The sequence below is a fragment of the Streptomyces sp. NPDC046203 genome (assembly GCF_040646255.1).
In the GTDB taxonomy this organism is placed as follows: Bacteria; Actinomycetota; Actinomycetes; order Streptomycetales; family Streptomycetaceae; genus Streptomyces.
In genome coordinates this window covers 377646-395170 of the sequence record NZ_JBEYZX010000001.1, presented here as the reverse complement: position 1 = coordinate 395170, position 17525 = coordinate 377646, and the positions used below count along the sequence as shown (strand labels likewise).

Sequence of the window (17525 nt, the reverse complement as noted above, 5' to 3'; positions counted from 1 at the left end):
ATCACAGAGGTGGACGTCAGACATGAGTGACCAACCGGTCCTGCTGGTGGTGTACGACGCCGGCAGCCTGGCCCCGACCCGGCTGGCCGAGGCCGCGCGACGGGCGGGCTGCGCCCTGGTGTTCGTCACCGCCGGCACCGACCACGCCCGGGAGATGATCCCGACCCTTCGCACCGTCGGCACCGTCGTCGACATGGCGGACCGGACCGAGGAGGAGACGATCACGGCGCTGAAGGCGCTCGCCCCCGCCGGCATCGTCACCTTCAGCGAGTTCCGGATCGCCGTCACGGTCCGGCTGGCCGCCGCGCTCGGGCTGCGCTACCACTCCCCCGCCGACGTGGCCGCGATCACCCACAAGGACCTCCAGCGCGAGCGCTTCGCCGAGGCGGGCGTGGACGCCGTCCGCTTCCGTACGGTCACCTCGCCCGAGCAGACCGACGAGGCCCTCGCGTACGTCGGGCTGCCCGCCATCATCAAGCCGGTCGTCGGCGCCTCCAGCCGCAACACCCGGGCCGTGACGACGCACGAGGAGTGCCGTACGGCCATCGCCGAGTGCTTCGACACCGCCGGCGGCGGCCCCGTCGAGACGGCGGTCATGATCGAGGAACTGCTGGTCGGCCGACCCACCGAGGCCCCCTGGGGCGACTACATCGCCGTGGACTGCGTCGCCGACGGCGACGACGTCCGCCCGGTCTTCGTCACCAGCAAGTTCGCGCTGGCCGAACCCTTCCGCGAGCGCGGCGGCTATGGCGGGTTCTCCTTCGTGTCCGAGGAGGACGAGCGGGCCGTGCGCGACCTGGCCTGCCGGGCCGTCGGCGCCCTGAACATCCATGGCGTGGCCGACGTCGAGATCAAGCTGACCGCCGACGGCCCCCGGGTCATCGAGGTCAACGGCCGGCTCGGCGCGTGGGTGGACGATCTCGCCGTCCGCTCCGGCACCTCCGATCCGGCGTACGTGGCGGTGGCGGCCGCGCTCGGGCTGCCGTACGAGACGCCCGGCATCAAGAAGGACGGACCGATCGCCTTCCACTATCTGATCGTGCCGCCCGCCGGTGCGCGCAGCGTCCGGGGCATCCGCAACGTCACCGCGCTACGCCGGCTGCCGAACGTCGACCGGGTGACCGTGCTCGTCGAGCCCGGCGCCCCGGCCGACTGGCGGATCGGCGCGCGCGGCAACACGGCGGCGGTCACCGGAACCGCCGCCTCCCACGAGGAACTGGCCAGGACCGTGGCCGCCATCGAGAGCGTCGAGTGGATCGAGTACGCATATGAGTGAGCTTCACGGGCCCCCGGGCCTGCTGCTGGTCTTCGACCTGGACGGGGTCCTCGTCGACACCCAGGACGCCGAGAACGGCGGACTCGCCCACGTCGGCGAGCTGATGGGACTGACGCTCGGCAAGGAGCGCCGGGACGAGCTGTTCTCCGGCAAGAAGATGCAGGAGTGCCTCGACCTGATGGCGGAGCTGACGGGCACGCCGCCGCCCGCCGACGCCATGCCGATCGCGCGGGCCAGGTGCGAGGAGCTGATCGGCGACCGCCTCGAACCCCTCGACGGCGTGGCCTGCGCGCTGCGGCGGCTCGCCGCCCTGCCGGGCGTGGCCGCGATGTGCGTGGCGTCCAACAGCCCGCTGGAACTGATCGAGCGCCGGCTGGCCAAGGCGGGCATCCTGCACCACTTCGGCGGGCGGCTGTTCTCCGCGTACGACGTGGACGCCTGGAAGCCCGACCCGAAGCTCTTCCGCTGGGCGGCCGAGCGGTGCGGCGCCGCCGTCCGCGACTGTCTGGTGATCGAGGACAGCCCGGTCGGGGTCGACGCCGGTCTCGACGCCGGGATGCGGGTCCTGCAGTACACCGCCGACCCCGGCACCGGGGCGCACCGGGAGGGTGCGGAGGTGTTCCGTTCGATGCGGGACCTGCCGGGCCTGGTGGCGTCCGCGATCGCCCGGCGGTCCGCACGGACCGCACGGACCGCGCCCCACGCACCCGACCCGGCCGGCCTCTTCGCCGCTTCCGCGCTCGCAACCTCTGGAGGGACCCGATGAACAGCCCCGCGAACCCCGCACACTTCACCCGCCCCACTCCCCTGGCCCCTTCGGCGAGTTCCGCGCGCGAGGCGCGCAGGGTCATGGTCCTGGGCGCGGGCGACATCGGCCGGCAGGCGTTCCACGCGCTGGCGCAGAGCGACCCCGCGCGCGAACTGCGGCTGGTCGGCCGGGACGAGGAGACGGTGCTCCGCGCCACCAACCTGGCCCGGTTCTGCGCGATCCAGCGCGGCCACCAGCCCCGGGTCGGCCACGCGCTGACCGATCTGCGCGATGTGGCCCGGACGGCGCAGGTCATCGCCGAGTTCCGGCCCGACGTCCTCTTCCTGGCGGCGAGTTACCAGTCGTGGTGGGTCATCTCGACCCTGGAGCAGTCGGCGTTCCAGCGGCTGTACGCGGCCAACTACGGGCCCTGGCTGCCGATGCACCTGGTGCCGGCGATGAAGGCCATGGAGGCGGTCCGGATGTCCGGGGTGGACCCGGTCGTCGTCAACGCCGCCTACCCGGACGCCGTCCACCCGGCGCTCGCCGCCGTGGGCCTCTCCCCGGACCTCGGCATCGGCAACGTCGCCAACAACGTGCCCGGCATCACCGCGGCCGTCGCCGACGAACTCGGCCGCCCGTCCGGCGACGTGGAGGTGCGGCTCGTCGCCCACCACTACGTCTCGCACCGGCTGTCGCGGACCGGGAACAGCGGTCCGGCGCGGATGGGTCTGGGCATCCGGGTGGACGGGCGCGACATCACCGCGGAACTCGACGTACCGGCGCTGCTGAACCGGCTGCCCGAGCGCTACCGGCGCACCGGCGGGCTGCCCGGCCAGGTGATGACGGCCGCCTCGGCGCTCAGTGTGCTCGAACCGCTGGCCGACGGCCGGGCGGCCCTCGTCCACGCGCCCGGCGCGGGCGGCGCGGTGGGCGGTCACCCGGTGGCACTCGCCGCGGACGGCTCGTACGAGATCGTCCTGCCCGACGGGATGACCCGCGAGGAAGCCGACGCGATCAGCCTCTCCGGCCAGGCGTGGGACGGCATCAGCGAGATCCAGGAGAACGGCACGGTGGTCTTCGAGCCCTCCGCGATGGCGGTCATGACGGAGGAACTCGGGTACGACTGCCCGGAGATGAAGCTGTCGGAGGCCGAGGACCGGGCGCGGGAGATCGCCGACCGGTTCGCCGCCTACCGGGAGCGCACGTCGGCGCCCGCGTTGGCCGCCTGAGCACGGGAAGGGACGGACGGATGAGGATTCTGCTGCTCGGCGGCACCGACTTCGCGGGCCGCGCGGTCGCGGAGGCGGCGCGCGACCGGGACTGGGACGTGACGGTCTTCCACCGGGGCGAGCATCCGGCGCCGCCGGGTGTGACGGTGCTGAACGGCGACCGCACGAAGCCCGATGGCCTGGCCGCACTCGCGGAGGGCACCTGGGACGCCGTCGTGGACACCTGGTCGGCGGCGCCCCGGATCGTCCGGGACTCCGCCCGGCTGCTCGCGCGGCGCGCCGGGCGGTACGTCTTCGTGTCGAGCCGTTCGGTCTACGCCTGGCCCGTTCCGGCCGGTCTGGACGAGGACGGCCCGGTGGTGGACGCCGACCCGGACGCGGACGCGACCGACTACGCCGCCGACAAGCGGGGCGCGGAGCTGGCCGTGCTGCGCGAGTTCGGCGACGGGCGGTCCCTGCTGGTCCGCGCCGGGCTGCTGCTCGGCCCCCGGGAGAACTGCGACCGCCTGCCGTGGTGGCTGAGGCGGATCGCCCTGGGCGGCCCGCTGCTCGCTCCCGCGCCCCGGGACACGCCGCTGCAGTACGTGGACGTGCGCGACATGGCGGTGTGGATCCTGGACGCCCTGGAGGCGAGGCTCGCCGGCCCGTACGACATGGTCGGCCCGTCCGGCCACACCACGATCGGCGGACTGCTGGACGCCTGCGTCACCGCGACCGGCGCGGACACCACGCTCGTCTGGGTCGATCCGGAGACCCTGGCCGAGGCCGGGGTCTCCGGCTGGTCGGACCTTCCGATCTGGTGTCCGCCCGGCGGTGAACTCCATGACGCCCTCCACCGCGGCGACGTGGCCCGCGCACTCGCCACGGGCCTGCGCGTCCGCCCGGTGGCGGAGACGGTCGAGGACACCTGGGCGGGGCTGAACTCCCCGGACGGTGCCTGAGCCGCGTCACCGCGACGCGGCACGACGCGGCACCGGTACGGCCCGGCACGGTACGACGGGCCCCGCGGGTCATTCCCTGTGGGGCCGTCGTACCGGCGGGCGGCTGCGGCGCCCGCCGACGGGGCGGCGGTCAGGCCGGGTCACCACGAAGGGCCTGTTCTCGTCGAAGAGCCGCCAGTCCAGTACGAGGTGGAACCGTTCGTGGCTCTTCAGACCGTCGAGAGCCGCCCGTTCGCGGGGGTCGCCCCGCTCGATCCGCGCCTCGTCGGCCTCGATGAGCTGTTCGAGCGCGTAGCGGACGTCGTCCTCGTCCAGTTCCGTCGCCCCGGCCAGCCGGCCGAGGGAGGTGAAGATCTCCTCCGGGCGGTTCAGGCCCTCCTCCAGATGGCCGTTCACGGCCCGCACCGCGGCACCGCCCTCCCAGCGCCGTCGCCTCTTCAGGACGTCGTCCCGTTCCTCGTCCGACAGCGCCAGTACGGTCTCGGGTCCGGGCAGGCGCTCGGGCATGGACCAGACACCGTCCCGGCAGTCGGCGATGCCCACCGCGATCATGAGGTCGGCGACGTCGCGCACCGTCGCGGGAACGGCCAGACCGGCGGTGCGCAGCAGGTGCTCGCACCGCTCCCGGTGCGCTTCGGATTCCACCCGGAACCGGGCTTTGTCCTCCTCGGTCTTCAGACAGTCCAGATCATCCTGATGCGTCCAGATCACCGGGTCGTCCAGGCTCCCGCCGTCACGGCCGAGAAAGATCACGGGGCCGTACTCGAGGAGCCGGTCCAGGACCTCGTCGATGCTCCCGCGCAGCTCCCGGACGGTGACGGTGCCGAACAGCATGCACAGCACCATCGCCTGGTCGCGGGGCAGGTAGACCGGCCAGCCGCTGGCGTACCAGTCGTTGTGCAGGGCCAGGTCGCCGGGCTTCAGCTGCTGTTGGACGTCCTGCTCGACGGACACGGAGCTCCTTACGGGGTCGTGCGGTCCGGGTGCGAGCGCGAGGTGTGGGGGACCTCCGGCCCGCGCCCGGGCGAGCACCCCGGGCGGGATGCTCCTGCCGTGCTCAACGAGTGGGACCCGGCAGCGGATGTCCTCGGCTCCGCATCCGCCTCCCGGAGATCGCGCGCACGCGCCCCGCGCGCGAACGGGGCGCGACCAAGACACCGGGATCCCGGGCGGCGGGGGACGGCCTCGCGGGCGGGGGCGGGCAGACGAGCGGAGATTCCGGCGACGGGGCGGTGTGGCCGTGTGCCGGCACGCCTATTCCCACGACCGGTTGTCGGCCATACGGTCCGCCGAATTGACCGATATCCGTCTGGGCGACCACATGGGGCCCATCGCAGAATTCACGGGTCCCACTCGCATACCCGAAATCAATCTCGCAGCAGGGGGGTTCGACATGAAAGCTTTCCGTACTCTCGGGGCCATGGCGATGACTCTGGCGGTGGCCGGCGGCCTTTCCGTCACGGCCCAGGAGACAGCCGTCGCGGCGCCCGCCACGGTGAAGGTCGCGGCCGACACCTGCGCCTACCCGTACGTCTGCGTCATCAAGAACGGCACGATCATCGGGCAGTTCCAGGATGTCACCAGCACCTGGCAGAACCTGCCGTCCCAGCCGTCCGGACCGGGGCTGGTGATCCAGAACACGCGCAACGACGACACCGCGTACATTCGCTGGACGAACGGCACCACGACCTGCATCCCGCCGAAGGCGACTTTCACTGTGAGCAGCGGAACACTGACCGGAATTCGTATCGACAGCGCCGCCAGCTGCTGACAGCCACAGCACCTCGGAGATTGTCAGCAATTTCCGTCCCCGGCACCCCGATCCATTCCCTCCGTCCTCCCGGAAGGAAAGATCCGGATCGAAGGGGCAGGGCCAGCAAGGCGAAGCCTCCGTCTTTTGATACGGGAAAACCATCCCGGCATCGGCAGGCGGAGGCTTCGCTTTTCCCGTTCCTCCGGTCCGCGCTCCGGGGGCGGCCCGTCGTCACGGTGCGGTCCGGACCTGCCCCGGACGCAGGGACCGGCGGGGACGCCACCCCCTCGCGCGAAGTGGCGAACAGGCGCCGACTCGCGGAAGACACGGCCGGGCAGGCAGGCCGATCCCTCATGAAGACCCCCCATCGGAAGGAGCCATTCCGGTTGAGTTAGGTTAGGCATACCTAATCAACCACTTCGGAGGTGGACCATGTCCGCTGCCTTCCAGGCGTCCTCGGCGCCGTCCCGGCGTACCGCCTTGCGCGGCATGGGCGTCGGCGCCTTCGCGCTCGCCGGAGCCGGGGCCCTCAGCGCCTGTTCCTCCCGCGAGAGCGAGGCCGGGGCATCCGGGGCCGCCGCGAAGGCCGGCTTCACGATCACCGACCAGCGCGGCCGGAAGGTGACGTTCGACGGGCCCGTACGGCGGATCGCCACCGCGATCATCCCGTCGCCGTCGATGATCGCCGCCGTGGACGGCTCGTACGAACGCATCGTCGGGATCAACGAGTCCACGCTCCAGGCCAACAAGGAAGGCATCTTCGGCACGCTCTTCCCCGAGTCGAAGAAGACCGCCACCATCGCCGGGGCCGACTTCGTCCCGAACGTGGAGACCACGCTCTCGCTCAAGCCCGACGTGGTGATCCAGTGGGGCGACCAGGGCGACGAGGTCATCGATCCGCTGGAGAACGCGGGCTTCAAGGTCATCGGCCTCACCTACGGCACCCAGGAACAGATGGAGACCTGGCTCGACATCTTCGGCACCCTTGTCGGGAAGAAGGAGCGCGCAGCCGGTCTCGTCTCGTGGATGCACGACGAGGAGAAGGCGATCCGCGCCCTGGTCGCGCCGGAGACCGGACGGCGCACCAAGGTGCTGTACCTCCGGACCGCGGCCGACGGCTGGACCACCGTCAACAAGGCCCACTACATGAACCACTGGACCGACATCGCCGGCGGCGTCAACGTCGCCCGCGACGAGGCCACCGGCACCCCGCAGGTGTCCGTCGAGCAGCTGCTCGCCTGGGACCCGGAGGTCGTCTTCCTCTCCGGTTTCGACACCACCGCCCCCGCCGACCTCTACGCCGACAAGCGGCTCGCGAGCCTGCGCGCGGTCCGCGCCCGCCGTGTCTACAAGGTCCCGCTGGGCGGCTACCGCTGGGACCCGCCGTGCTGCGAGTCGCCGCTGATGTGGCGCTGGGTCGCGCAGATCCTGCACCCCCGGCTCGCCACCCGCCTCGGCCTGCGCGACCAGATCACGAAGACGTTCGACCACCTGTACGGCTACTCGATCTCGCGCGGTCAGGTCGACGACGTGCTGCGCCTCGGCATGAACGGCGGGAGCTCCGGCTATGACGGTTTCCGCGCCTGACACGGTGGCGGCGCCCGGCCCCCCGCGGACTGTGCCGGCTGTGGCCCCGACCGCGGACCCGGACCCGACCACGGACCCGACCACGGACCCGGACCCGACCACGGTCCCGGAATCGACCGTGGACCCGGCCGGGTCCGAGGAGCACCCCGCCGGTTCCCGCCGCCGGATCCTCGGCGTCCCGCTGCTCGCCGTCCTCACCCTGCTGATCGCTCTCGCCGCGCTCGCGGTCGGTCGCTATGTCGTCCCGCCGGGCGAGGTCGTACGGCTGATCGCCGGGCAGTTCCTCCCCGTCGAGCGGACCTGGACCGGCACCGAGGAGACGGTCGTCCTCGACGTACGGCTGCCGCGCGTCCTGCTGTCGCTCCTGGTCGGCGGGGGACTCGCACTGGCGGGCGCCGCCCTGCAGGGCGTCTTCCGTAACCCCCTCGTCAGCCCGGACGTCATCGGGGTGGCCTCCGGAGCGTCCTTCGGCGGCGTGCTCGCCATGCTGCTGGGCACCGGCGCGTTCGGGGTGGTCACCGGCGCCTTCGGGTTCGGGCTCGCGGCCCTCGCCATCGTCATGCTGATCGGACGTCTGAACAGCGGCAGCCCGCTCCTGATGATCGTGCTGGGCGGCACCGTCACCGCCGCCTTCTTCAGCGCGCTGGTCTCCTTCGGCAAGTACGTGGCCGACCCCGAGTCCCAACTGCCGTCGATCGTCTTCTGGTTGCTCGGCTCCCTGTCGACCGCCACCTACGACAAGGTCGTCACGGCGGCGATCCCGGTGCTGTTCGGCAGCGCCGTCGTGCTCGCGCTGCGCTGGCGGCTGAACATCCTCTCGCTCGGCGACGAGGACGCCACCGCGCTCGGCGTGTCCCCGCGGCTGACCCGCGGGGTGCTCCTGTGCGCCGTCGCCCTGATGACGGCCGGATCGGTCGCCGTGGCCGGACTCGTCGGCTGGGTCGGCCTGGTCGTCCCCCACCTCGCGCGCCTCGTGACCGGCAGCGACCACCGCAGGATGCTGCCCGCCGCCTTCCTCATCGGCGGGGCCTATCTCACCGTCATCGACACCCTCTCCCGGACCCTGACCGCGTCCGAGATGCCGCTCGGCATCCTCACCGCGATCGTCGGCGCCCCGTTCTTCATCCTTCTGCTCGCCAGGTCGCGCGGCCGGATGTGGTCCCAGTGAGCCCGGCCGCTCCGCGCCCGGCGGCGGACCTGCCGGCCGCCCCGGGGGATCCCGTCCTGCAGGCCCACGGGCTGGGGCACCGGTACACGAAGGACCGGTGGATCTTCCGGGGCGTCGACCTCGCCGTCCACCCCGGCCGGGTGCTCGGCGTCCTCGGCCCCAACGGCCGTGGCAAGTCGACCCTGTTGCGTCTCCTCGCCGGACTCGCCCGGCCCGTCGAGGGCAGCGTCACCGCCCGCGCGCCGATCGCGTACGTCCCGCAGTCCCACGCCTCGCCCTTCGCCTACTCCGTCACCGACATGGTGCTGATGGGCCGTTCGCGGCACATCAAGGCGTACGCGACCCCCGGCCGCCGCGACCGCGCCCTCGCGGCCGAGGCCCTGGAGCGGGTCGGCATCGCGCACATGGCGGACCGCTCGTACGCCGAACTGTCCGGCGGCGAACGGCAGATGACGCTGATCGCACGGGCGCTGGCCGGCGAGTGCCAGGTGATGATCCTCGACGAGCCGGTCTCCGCGCTGGACCTGCGCAACCAGGCCCGGGTCCTCACCCTCCTCCAGGAGCTCGCCTCATCGGGCCTCGGCATCGTCCTGACCACCCACCACCCGGACCACGCTCTGCACCTCGCCGACGACGCGGTGCTCGTGCTCGGCCCGGACGACGTACGGACCGGCCCGGCCGGCGAACTCCTCGACGCCACGGCGCTCGGCGAGCTGTACGGCATCGCCGTCACCACCGCCCTGGTCGACGGGCCGCGCGGCCCCCGCGCCACCGTCGTCCCCGACCTCGGCCCCGCCCGGTCCGCCACCGCCGAAACCGCCGCCTCCCGGTCCGCCACCGGCGGGACCGCAGGCACTCGTTCCTTCACCACCCGCTCCGCCCCTTCTCAGGAGACCCCCGTATGAGCACCGTCCGCTTCGTCACCATGGGCCGGCCCATGGGCCCGCCCGCCCTGCGGCGGTTCGCCGAGCCGCTCGACGTCTACGACCTGTCCGAGCGGCTGCTGCTGAGCGGAGAGATCAAGGGCCTGGCGCTCTCGAACAACCTCGACCAGATCTTCCTCGAACGCCAGGCGCCGCTGCTGGAGACCTTCGTCCGCGAGGGCGGCCGGATCCAGGTCAACGGCCATGTCGTCCGCCCCTTCCTGCTCGGTCTCTCCCCGTGGCGAGCCCTCGACTACCACGGCCCGTCCGATCTGCGGATCACCCCGGTCACCCCGCACCCGGTCTTCGAGGGCATCGACCCCCTCGAACTGCTCTACCGCACGGGCGTCCCCGGCACCCCGACCGGCGAGGAGCTGGCACGCCTGGGCGTGGCCGGCTTCTACGGGCGCGGCTACCACTCCCGCGTACCCGAGGACGGCACGGTCCTCAACGGCATCGGTCCGCACGCCCTGCCGATCGACGTCCTCTATCCGCTCGGCAAGGGCCTCGTCATGGCCCACGCCGGCAACGACCTGTCCATGTTCAGCGACCCCGACCGGTCCACCCGGACCCTCGGCCCCCGTCTGCACGCCTGGCTGGAAGGCACCCTCTGATGTACCGACTCGGTTTCCTGCACGGCGGCTCCTTCAGCCAGCTGACCACCCTCGCCGATCCGGCTGTCCGGCTCTGGCGGCCCCGTGACCTCTATCTTCCCGATGTCGCCGAGGGCGACTTCGAGGACCTGGACGTCCTGTTCGTCTCCGACCGGCTGCACTCGAAGCTGCTGGCCCGCGCCGTGCCGTGGATCCTCGGGGTCGCCGAGCGCGGCGGCACCGTCGTCGTCCTCGGCGAGAACGGTGACTGCGACTGGGTCCCCGGGCTTCGCGGACTCGGGCACGCCGAGACCAATTTCTGGTGGTGGCGCACGCCCAGGGGCGACAACGGCGTCCGCCGGTCCGCCGAGGGCCACGAGGCGTGGGAGCACCTCACCGAGCGGGCCGTCCGCTGGCACTACCACGGGCTGCTCGAACCCCCGGCCGGGGCCACCGTCCTCGCGTACACCGAGCTGGAGGAGGAGGGCGATCCCGCCACCCGGCAGGTCCTGCTCTACGAGGACCGGGTCTCCACCCCGGGCCGGCTGATCGTCACCACGATGGACCCGGTCTACCACCACGGATCCCGCTTCATGCCAGGTGCCACGCAGCTGCTGTACGGGCTGCTGCGCTGGACGGGCACCACGGCCGCCACGGCCGGATCGGCCACGTCGGCCACGTCGGCCACGGTGGGCCGGCGGTCCTGAGCGGCGCGGCCCGGCAGGGGGACGGCACGGGGACGGGTGAGCGCGGGGAGAAGAGAACGGAGATGCGGGGCGGGCGCGGGCAGCGTCCGCCCCGCGGCCGTCCCGGGGTGACGGGACGACGGGACGACGGGGTGACCGGACGGCGAGACGGCAAGACGCCGGCACCGTTCTCGTCCGGAGAAGCGGACCGGCCGGCCATGTGACCGGAAAGGACGCCTTCTCCGAGCCGGATGTATTCCGGGTAACCCTGGTTCCGTCACCGCTGTCGCACGCTGGCGTCGTCCGCCGCCATTCGTCTTCGCAGCACTGTCGCCGACCGGCCATTCGGCACCGCTTGTCCGGCGACTCTTCGAGCGATTTCCGGCACCGGCGATTTTTGGCCGGAATTCTCAAGCGCCGGTGTCTCCGCCGCGGCCGTTCCCACCGTTCTCGGCGTGCTCGCCGTTCTCGGCGTGCTTGCCGTTCTCACCGGTCTCGCCGGTCTCGTCACCGAGGGCGGAAGAGGGAGCGGAAGCGGAAGCGGAAACACCCGGAAGGTCACGCAGACCGCGCAACGGCCCCACGAGCAGGAATCCGCCGGCGGCGACCAGGGCGGCCGTCACCACCCACATCGCGGAGCGGGCGCCGAAGAGCGCGGCGAGGGATCCGCCCACGAGGGCGCCGAGCGGAATCGTGCTGTAGTTGAGGAACAGGGTGGTCGCGGTGACCCGCCCCAGCAGCCCGGCCGGGCAGTACGCCTGGCGGAAGCTGACGATGACGACGTTGCAGGCCACCACCCCGGCGAACAGGACGACCGTTCCGACCACGAAGAACGCCAGCCTCGGGCCGGGAGCGGCGAGCGCGGCGAGCAGCCCGAAGGGCGAGGCGGTGAACTGGACGACCAGCAGGGCACGCGCCGTACCCAGCCGCCGGGCCAGCCGGCCGGCCGCCAGACCGCCGAGCACCCCGCCGAGTCCACCGCACGACACGAGCCAGCCGAGCAGGTCGGAGCCGACGCCGACGGTCCGTACGAGAAAGACGATCTGGACGGCCTGGAGTCCGGCCATCGCCAGGTTGACCGCCGCGCCGAAGCCGGTGACGGCCCGTACCCAGGCGTCGCCGACGACGAAGCGCAGCCCCTCGGAGATCTCGCGTGCCAGCCGGCGCCGGGGTGCCGGCGCGGGGCGCGGCCCGTCGGCGCGGATGAACGCGAGGCAGACCGACGACACCACGAAGGAGGCCGCGTCGAGGAGCAGTCCCGGCACGCTGCCCAGGCCCTGGGCGATCAGTCCGCCGAGGCCGGGGCCCGCCACCCTGGCGCCTTGTTCCCCCGCCTGCAGTTGGGCGTTGCGGCCCATCAGGTCGCTCGCGGGGACCAGCCTGGGTAAGTAGGCCGAGTAGGCGGTGGAGAAGAAGACCGAGGCGCAACCGGAGATCAGGGCGGCCCCGAGGACGTGTCCGATGGTCAGGGCCCCCAGCCACCAGGCGGCGGGCACGCTCACGAACACCGCCGCGGAGACGGCGTTGCACACGAGCATCACCCGGCGCGGCGCGAGCCGGTCGACCCATGCGCCGGCCGGCAGTCCGATGACCAGCCACGGCAGCCACGGGGCGGCGGTGAGCAGGCCCATCGTGAACGGCGAGGCGTGCAGGGTGGTGACGGCCACCAGCGGCAGCAGGACCGAGGTGACGCTGGTCCCGAGCTTGCTGGTGGTCTCGCCGACGAGCAGCAACCGGAAGTTCCGGTGGGGGCGTCGGCCCTGGTCTGTCGCCAACAGTGCGGCAGTGGGCGCGGCGGATTCCACGGCGGCCTCCGGACTTCGATGACCCGACGGTTATTCGATCTGCCGCAGAGTACGTGCGGGGGCGGCCAGTTCGGGGCTGGATCGTACAAGAGCATCGTCCGGGAAACCAGAGTGGCCATTTCCCGCCGGTGCCGCTTACTCTCGACCACGCCATTGCCAACGAACCATGCCTCGTGGGAAGGTCGAGCCCGGATGATCAATCAGCCCGAGAATGAATCCGGTCAATTCCTCGCCCTTGCCAATGCCGAGGACCCGTACTCCCCCCGGCCCTTGGAATTCGCAATTCCGACCCGGAGGGACCCGGTATTCGGACCGGATGCGCGGGCTGCGCGTCTCCCGCGCGCGGAGCATGCCCGGACCGGTGCGCGACCGGTCCGCCCGAGCACCACGAGGGGCGCGGCCCGGAACCGTCCGCGCTGAGGCGCCGCGACGGACCCGGCTCTTCCCGCTCCCTTCCTCTCTCCTCCCTGACGCCTGTTCGACGCCCCGCACCGACGCCACCCCCTTCCCGTGCAAGGAGCTGTCCGTGGTCACCAGCGCGCTCGATCTCCCCACGCGCTTCCCGCGGGACGCGGCCCGGCCGCTGCTCGACCTCTTCGAGGAGCGGGCCAGGACCGCCCCGGCCGCCACGGCCCTGGTGTTCGGTGAGGACACGGTGTCGTACGCGGATCTCGACGCCCGCGCGAACCGGCTGGCCCATGTGCTGGCCGCGCGGGGCGTGGGGCCGGAGACGGTGGTCGCCTCGGCGCTCGGCCGCTCGGTGGAGCTGGTCGTCGCGGTGCTGGCGGTGATGAAGGCGGGTGCCGCCCACCTTCCGGTGGACCCCGGCTACCCGGCGCGGCGGATCGCCCACATCCTGGCCGACGCCGCCCCGGCCCTGCTCCTCGCCGATTCCGGGACGGCCTTGCCGGCCGGTCTCGCGGTCGCCCGCAGCGATGTGGACGGTCCGGAGACCGGCGCGGCGCTGCGGGACGCTCCGGCGTCGCATCCGCCGGGCGGCGCCCGGCGCGCGCTGGGCGATCTGCCCGCGTACGTCGTGTACACCTCGGGGTCCACCGGCCTGCCCAAGGGCGTGGTCGTCACCCGCTCCGGTCTGGCCGGGCTGGCCGCCCATCAGCGTGACACGCTCGCGGTGGGCGAGGGCGATCGCGTCCTGCAGTTCGCCCCGGCCGGCTTCGACGCGTTCTTCTGGGAGCTGGCGATGGCGCTGTCCGCGGGGGCCGCGCTCGTCCTCGCGCCCGCCCGCAGCCTGCTGCCGGGGCCCGGCCTGTGCCGACTGGCCGAAGAGCGGCGGATCACGCACGCGACCCTGCCTCCGTCGGTGCTGCGGGTCCTGCCGTCCGACGCTCTGCCGGGCGTACGCGTCCTGGTCGCCGCGGGCGAGGCCCTGGACGCGGAACAGCGGCGGCGGTGGGCGCCAGGCCGGACGCTGATCAACGCGTACGGGCCGACGGAGACCACGGTCTGCGCCACCATGAGCCGGCCTCTGACTCCGCGTGCCGCGACGCCGCCGATCGGCGGGGCGATCCGGGGCGCGCGGGTCCATGTCCTCGGCGCCGATCTGCGGCCGGTGCCGGACGGCGTGGTGGGCGAGTTGTACGTCGCGGGGGCGGGCCTGGCGCGCGGTTATCTCGGCCGGCCCGGTCTGACGGCGGAGCGCTTCGTGGCGGACCCGTACGGCCCGGCCGGGACCCGGCTCTACCGCACGGGCGATCTGGTACGCCGAAACACCTCGGGCGAACTGGAGTTCGCCGGTCGCACGGATGATCAGGTCAAGGTGCGCGGCCACCGGATCGAGCCGGGGGAGATCGAGGCACGGCTGGCCGGTCACCCCGGAGTGTCGGCCGCCGCGGTGGCGGTGCGCGAGGGCCCGGACGGCGACCGAAGGCTCGTCGCCTATGTCCGCCGCGAGCCCGCCGGGACGGACGCGAGCGCCGGCCGCCCAAGCGACGCGGACCGTGTCGCCGACTGGCGGCGTGTCCACGACGCCGTTCCGGCCGAGGCCGAACCGGCGCCGTTCGGCGAGGACTTCAGCGGGTGGACCAGCGGCTACGACGGCAGCACACTGCCGCTGGAGCAGCTGCGGGAGTGGCGTGACGAGACGGTCCGGAGCATCCGCGCGCTCCGGCCCCGGCGCATTCTCGAACTCGGGGTGGGCAGCGGCCTGTTGCTGTCTCAGCTCGCTCCTCGGACGGAGGCCTACTGGGGGCTCGACCTCTCGCCCCGGGTGATCGAGCGGCTGCGGCGGCAGGTGGACGAGCGGCCTGAGCTCACCGGCCGGGTCGTCCTGGACAGCCGGCCGGCCGACGACCAGGAGGGCGTGCCGCGCGGGTACTTCGACGTCGTCGTCCTCAACTCCGTGGTGCAGTACTTCCCCAGCGGGCGCTATCTCGCACGGGTTCTGGAACTCGCGGCGGCGGCCCTGGCACCCGGTGGCGCGGTGTTCGTCGGCGACGTCCGCCACCTGGGTCTCGCGGACGTCTTCCACGGCGCGGCGGCGGCCCGCTCCCAGGATGCGCCGCCCGGTGGTGAGGAGCACCGCCGGGCGGTGGCGCACCGGAGGGCCACCGAGCCGGAACTGCTGGTGGATCCGGAGTACTTCCGGTCGCTGACGGTCGCGCCGGAGGGCCGCGAGCCGCACTTCACCGCCTGCGACGTACGCCTGAAGCGGGGCTCCCACCACAGCGAGCTGACGCGCTACCGCTACGACGTCGTCCTGCGCCGCACCGACGAGGCGCCCGCGCGGGGCGGTGCGGTGCGCGAGCTGTCGTGGGGGGCCGACGTCCACACACTGGACGGTCTCGCCGACGCCCTGCGGGACCACCACGCGCACGGCACGGGTCTCGTCCACGGCGCGGATCCCGTCCGGGTCACCGGGGTGCCCAACACGCGTCTCGCCGAGGATCTGCGTCTGTCGGGCGGCACGCCGGGCACCGGTCCCGATCCGGAAGAGCTGGCCCGGCTCGGCGAACGGCTGGGCTGCCGGGTCGCCCTGCGCTGGTCCGCGACAGCGGGACCGGCTCATGTCGACGCCGAATTCTCCTTCGGAGAGCGGGACTTCCCTACCGAGCCCCCCTCCGGACCGATGGGGGATCCCGAGCGGCATGTCAACGTGCCCTTCGCCGCGGCCGGCGACACGGAGCTCCTCGCTTCGGTCGCCGCGTGGGCGTCCGCGCACCTCCCCGGGTACATGGTGCCGTCCACGATCGTCGCCCTCGACGAGTTCCCGCTCACCGCGCACGGCAAGCTCGACCGGGCCGCTCTGCCCGCGCCGCGCACCGCCCCGCGCGGCACCGGCCGCCCGCCCCGGACGGCACAGGAGGCCGCGCTGTGCCGGATGTACGCGGAGGTCCTGGGACTGGCCGCGCCGGCCGGTTCGGCAACCACCGCGACGGCCGAACCGGGCACGGCGGGACCAGGCGAACCGGGCTCGGCGGGCGAGACGTACCCGGTGGGGATCGACGACGACTTCTTCGCCCTCGGCGGCCATTCGCTGCTCGTCACCCGGCTGGTGAGCCGTATCCGCGCCGAGCTGGGAGTGGAGGTCCAGGTGGGGACGGTCTTCGACGCGCCCACGGTGGCCGCTCTCGCGTCCCGGCTCGCCGGAGCCCGCACGGCGCGCCCGGCCCTGCGGAGGATGCCTCGCCCCGACTGACGGCGGCGCGGGCCCGCGACACCGACCGGATCACGTACGACCAAGGTCATCGAAGGATTCCGATGGACTTCAGCCTCTTCTACTTCGCCGACGACAGCACACCGGACGGGGACGCCGGACGGTACGAACTCCTCCTCGAAGGCGCCCGGTTCGCCGACCGCAACGGCTTCCGCGCGGTCTGGACACCCGAACGGCACTTCCACCCCTTCGGCGGGCTCTACCCCAACCCGTCCGTGGCCGCCGCGGCCCTGGCGATGATCACGAACACCGTGGCCCTGCGCGCCGGGAGCGTCGTCGCGCCCCTCCACCATCCGCTGCGGATCGCGGAGGAGTGGTCGGTGGTGGACAACCTCTCGGGCGGGCGCGTCGGGGTGTCCCTCGCCTCCGGGTGGCACCCGGTGGACTTCGCGCTGAGCCCGGTGCCGTACGCGGACCGCAAGCGCGTACTGGCCGAGAGCATCGGGCAGTTGCGCGCGCTGTGGCACGGGGACGGCCTCGACGTGGTGGACGGCACCGGCGCTCCGGCGACCGTACGGGTCTTCCCGCCGCCGGTGCAGCGGGAGCTCCCGATCTGGGTGACCAGCGCGGGCGACGCGGAGACCTTCCGTACGGCCGCGGTCGCGCGGGCCGGGGTCCTCACCCATCTGCTGCACCAGGACGTCGACGAGCTGGCCGCGAAGATCGCCGCGTACCGGAGGACGGCGCGCGAGACCCACGAGGGTTGGGACGGCCATGTCGTCCTGATGCTGCACACCTTCCTCGGCACCGACCGGGACGAGGTGCGTGCCACCGTCGACGGACCGCTGCGCGCGTATCTCAAGAGCTCGGCCCATCTCCTCGCCCGCTCGTTCGGCGCCCTCGACCCGGACTTCGACATCGACGCGCTGGAGGACGAGGACCTGGACTTCCTCGTCGACCAGTCCTTCGACACCTACTTCGAGCAGCGGGGGCTGTTCGGGACGGTGGAGGGGGCGAGGGCGACGGTCGAGCGGCTGCGCGGCATCGGTGTGGACGAGATCGCCTGCCTCCTCGACTTCGGCATCGACACCAAGACCGTCCTGGACGGGCTGCGCCATCTGAACGCCCTGCGCGAGGCGTCCGAGGCGCACCCGTCCGCGTGACCCGAGCAAGCCGGACGACCCGACTGACCCGAGCACC

14 protein-coding genes are annotated in these 17525 nt (G+C 72.8%); 12 read left to right on the top strand and 2 right to left on the bottom strand.

Annotated elements, in window-relative coordinates:
• Positions 1-22 precede the first annotated feature (22 nt).
• The 4 genes from ABZ990_RS01610 to ABZ990_RS01595 are packed head-to-tail and all read left to right on the top strand — an operon-like array spanning position 23 to position 4197.
• Positions 23-1276, top strand: a complete 1254-nt coding sequence (locus tag ABZ990_RS01610) for an ATP-grasp domain-containing protein (protein WP_361223518.1) — start codon at positions 23-25, stop codon at positions 1274-1276.
• Positions 1269-2042 (top strand): HAD-IA family hydrolase, encoded by a 774-nt coding sequence (locus ABZ990_RS01605; RefSeq protein ID WP_361223515.1) that lies wholly within the window; start codon positions 1269-1271, stop codon positions 2040-2042. The genes ABZ990_RS01610 and ABZ990_RS01605 overlap by 8 nt, the downstream gene beginning before the upstream one ends.
• Positions 2039-3256 carry a hypothetical protein gene (locus ABZ990_RS01600; RefSeq protein WP_361223512.1) on the top strand — a complete coding sequence of 406 codons (1218 nt, stop codon included), beginning with the start codon at positions 2039-2041 and terminating at the stop codon, positions 3254-3256. Before ABZ990_RS01605 ends, ABZ990_RS01600 begins: the two co-directional genes overlap by 4 nt.
• Before the next feature lie 20 nt (positions 3257-3276).
• The gene (locus ABZ990_RS01595; RefSeq protein ID WP_361223509.1) at positions 3277-4197 is read left to right on the top strand and encodes an NAD-dependent epimerase/dehydratase family protein; all 921 of its coding nucleotides are present in this window, start codon (positions 3277-3279) and stop codon (positions 4195-4197) included.
• Between the two features lie 69 nt (positions 4198-4266).
• Here the strand turns inward: ABZ990_RS01595 and ABZ990_RS01590 are convergent, their stop codons facing one another.
• A complete protein-coding gene (locus ABZ990_RS01590) occupies positions 4267-5151 on the bottom strand; it encodes a DUF6042 family protein (RefSeq protein ID WP_361223507.1) in 885 nt (294 codons plus the stop codon).
• 466 nt (positions 5152-5617) lie between these two features.
• Between ABZ990_RS01590 and ABZ990_RS01585 the strand changes: the two genes are divergently transcribed.
• The 6 genes from ABZ990_RS01585 (at position 5618) to ABZ990_RS01560 (ending at position 10928) form a co-directional block, all read left to right on the top strand.
• Positions 5618-5968: a hypothetical protein gene (locus ABZ990_RS01585; RefSeq protein ID WP_361223504.1), complete on the top strand. Its 351-nt coding sequence runs from the start codon at positions 5618-5620 to the stop codon at positions 5966-5968.
• A 414-nt stretch (positions 5969-6382) separates the two neighbouring features.
• Positions 6383-7537 (top strand): ABC transporter substrate-binding protein, encoded by a 1155-nt coding sequence (locus ABZ990_RS01580; protein ID WP_361223502.1) that lies wholly within the window; start codon positions 6383-6385, stop codon positions 7535-7537.
• Positions 7538-7577: 40 nt separating this feature from the next.
• Complete coding sequence (locus ABZ990_RS01575) at positions 7578-8705, top strand: iron ABC transporter permease (protein ID WP_361223499.1); 1128 nt, start codon at positions 7578-7580, stop codon at positions 8703-8705.
• Positions 8702-9610, top strand: coding sequence for an ABC transporter ATP-binding protein (locus ABZ990_RS01570; RefSeq protein ID WP_361223496.1), 909 nt, complete (start codon positions 8702-8704; stop codon positions 9608-9610). The genes ABZ990_RS01575 and ABZ990_RS01570 overlap by 4 nt, the downstream gene beginning before the upstream one ends.
• Positions 9607-10242: a hypothetical protein gene (locus tag ABZ990_RS01565; RefSeq protein WP_361223493.1), complete on the top strand. Its 636-nt coding sequence runs from the start codon at positions 9607-9609 to the stop codon at positions 10240-10242. The genes ABZ990_RS01570 and ABZ990_RS01565 overlap by 4 nt, the downstream gene beginning before the upstream one ends.
• Entirely contained in the window at positions 10242-10928 is a 687-nt protein-coding gene (locus tag ABZ990_RS01560; RefSeq protein WP_361223491.1) for a hypothetical protein, read from the top strand. The genes ABZ990_RS01565 and ABZ990_RS01560 overlap by 1 nt, the downstream gene beginning before the upstream one ends.
• A 389-nt stretch (positions 10929-11317) precedes the next feature.
• Here ABZ990_RS01560 and ABZ990_RS01555 read toward each other — a convergent pair whose 3' ends face one another.
• On the bottom strand, positions 11318-12712 hold the full coding sequence (locus ABZ990_RS01555; RefSeq protein WP_361223488.1) for an MFS transporter: 1395 nt from the start codon (positions 12710-12712) through the stop codon (positions 11318-11320).
• A 526-nt stretch (positions 12713-13238) separates the two neighbouring features.
• On the opposite strand from ABZ990_RS01555, the gene ABZ990_RS01550 reads away from it, so the two are divergent.
• Positions 13239-16367: an amino acid adenylation domain-containing protein gene (locus ABZ990_RS01550; RefSeq protein ID WP_361223485.1), complete on the top strand. Its 3129-nt coding sequence runs from the start codon at positions 13239-13241 to the stop codon at positions 16365-16367.
• A gap of 62 nt (positions 16368-16429) precedes the next feature.
• Positions 16430-17488 (top strand): MupA/Atu3671 family FMN-dependent luciferase-like monooxygenase, encoded by a 1059-nt coding sequence (locus tag ABZ990_RS01545; protein ID WP_361223482.1) that lies wholly within the window; start codon positions 16430-16432, stop codon positions 17486-17488.
• Positions 17489-17525: the final 37 nt, after the last annotated feature.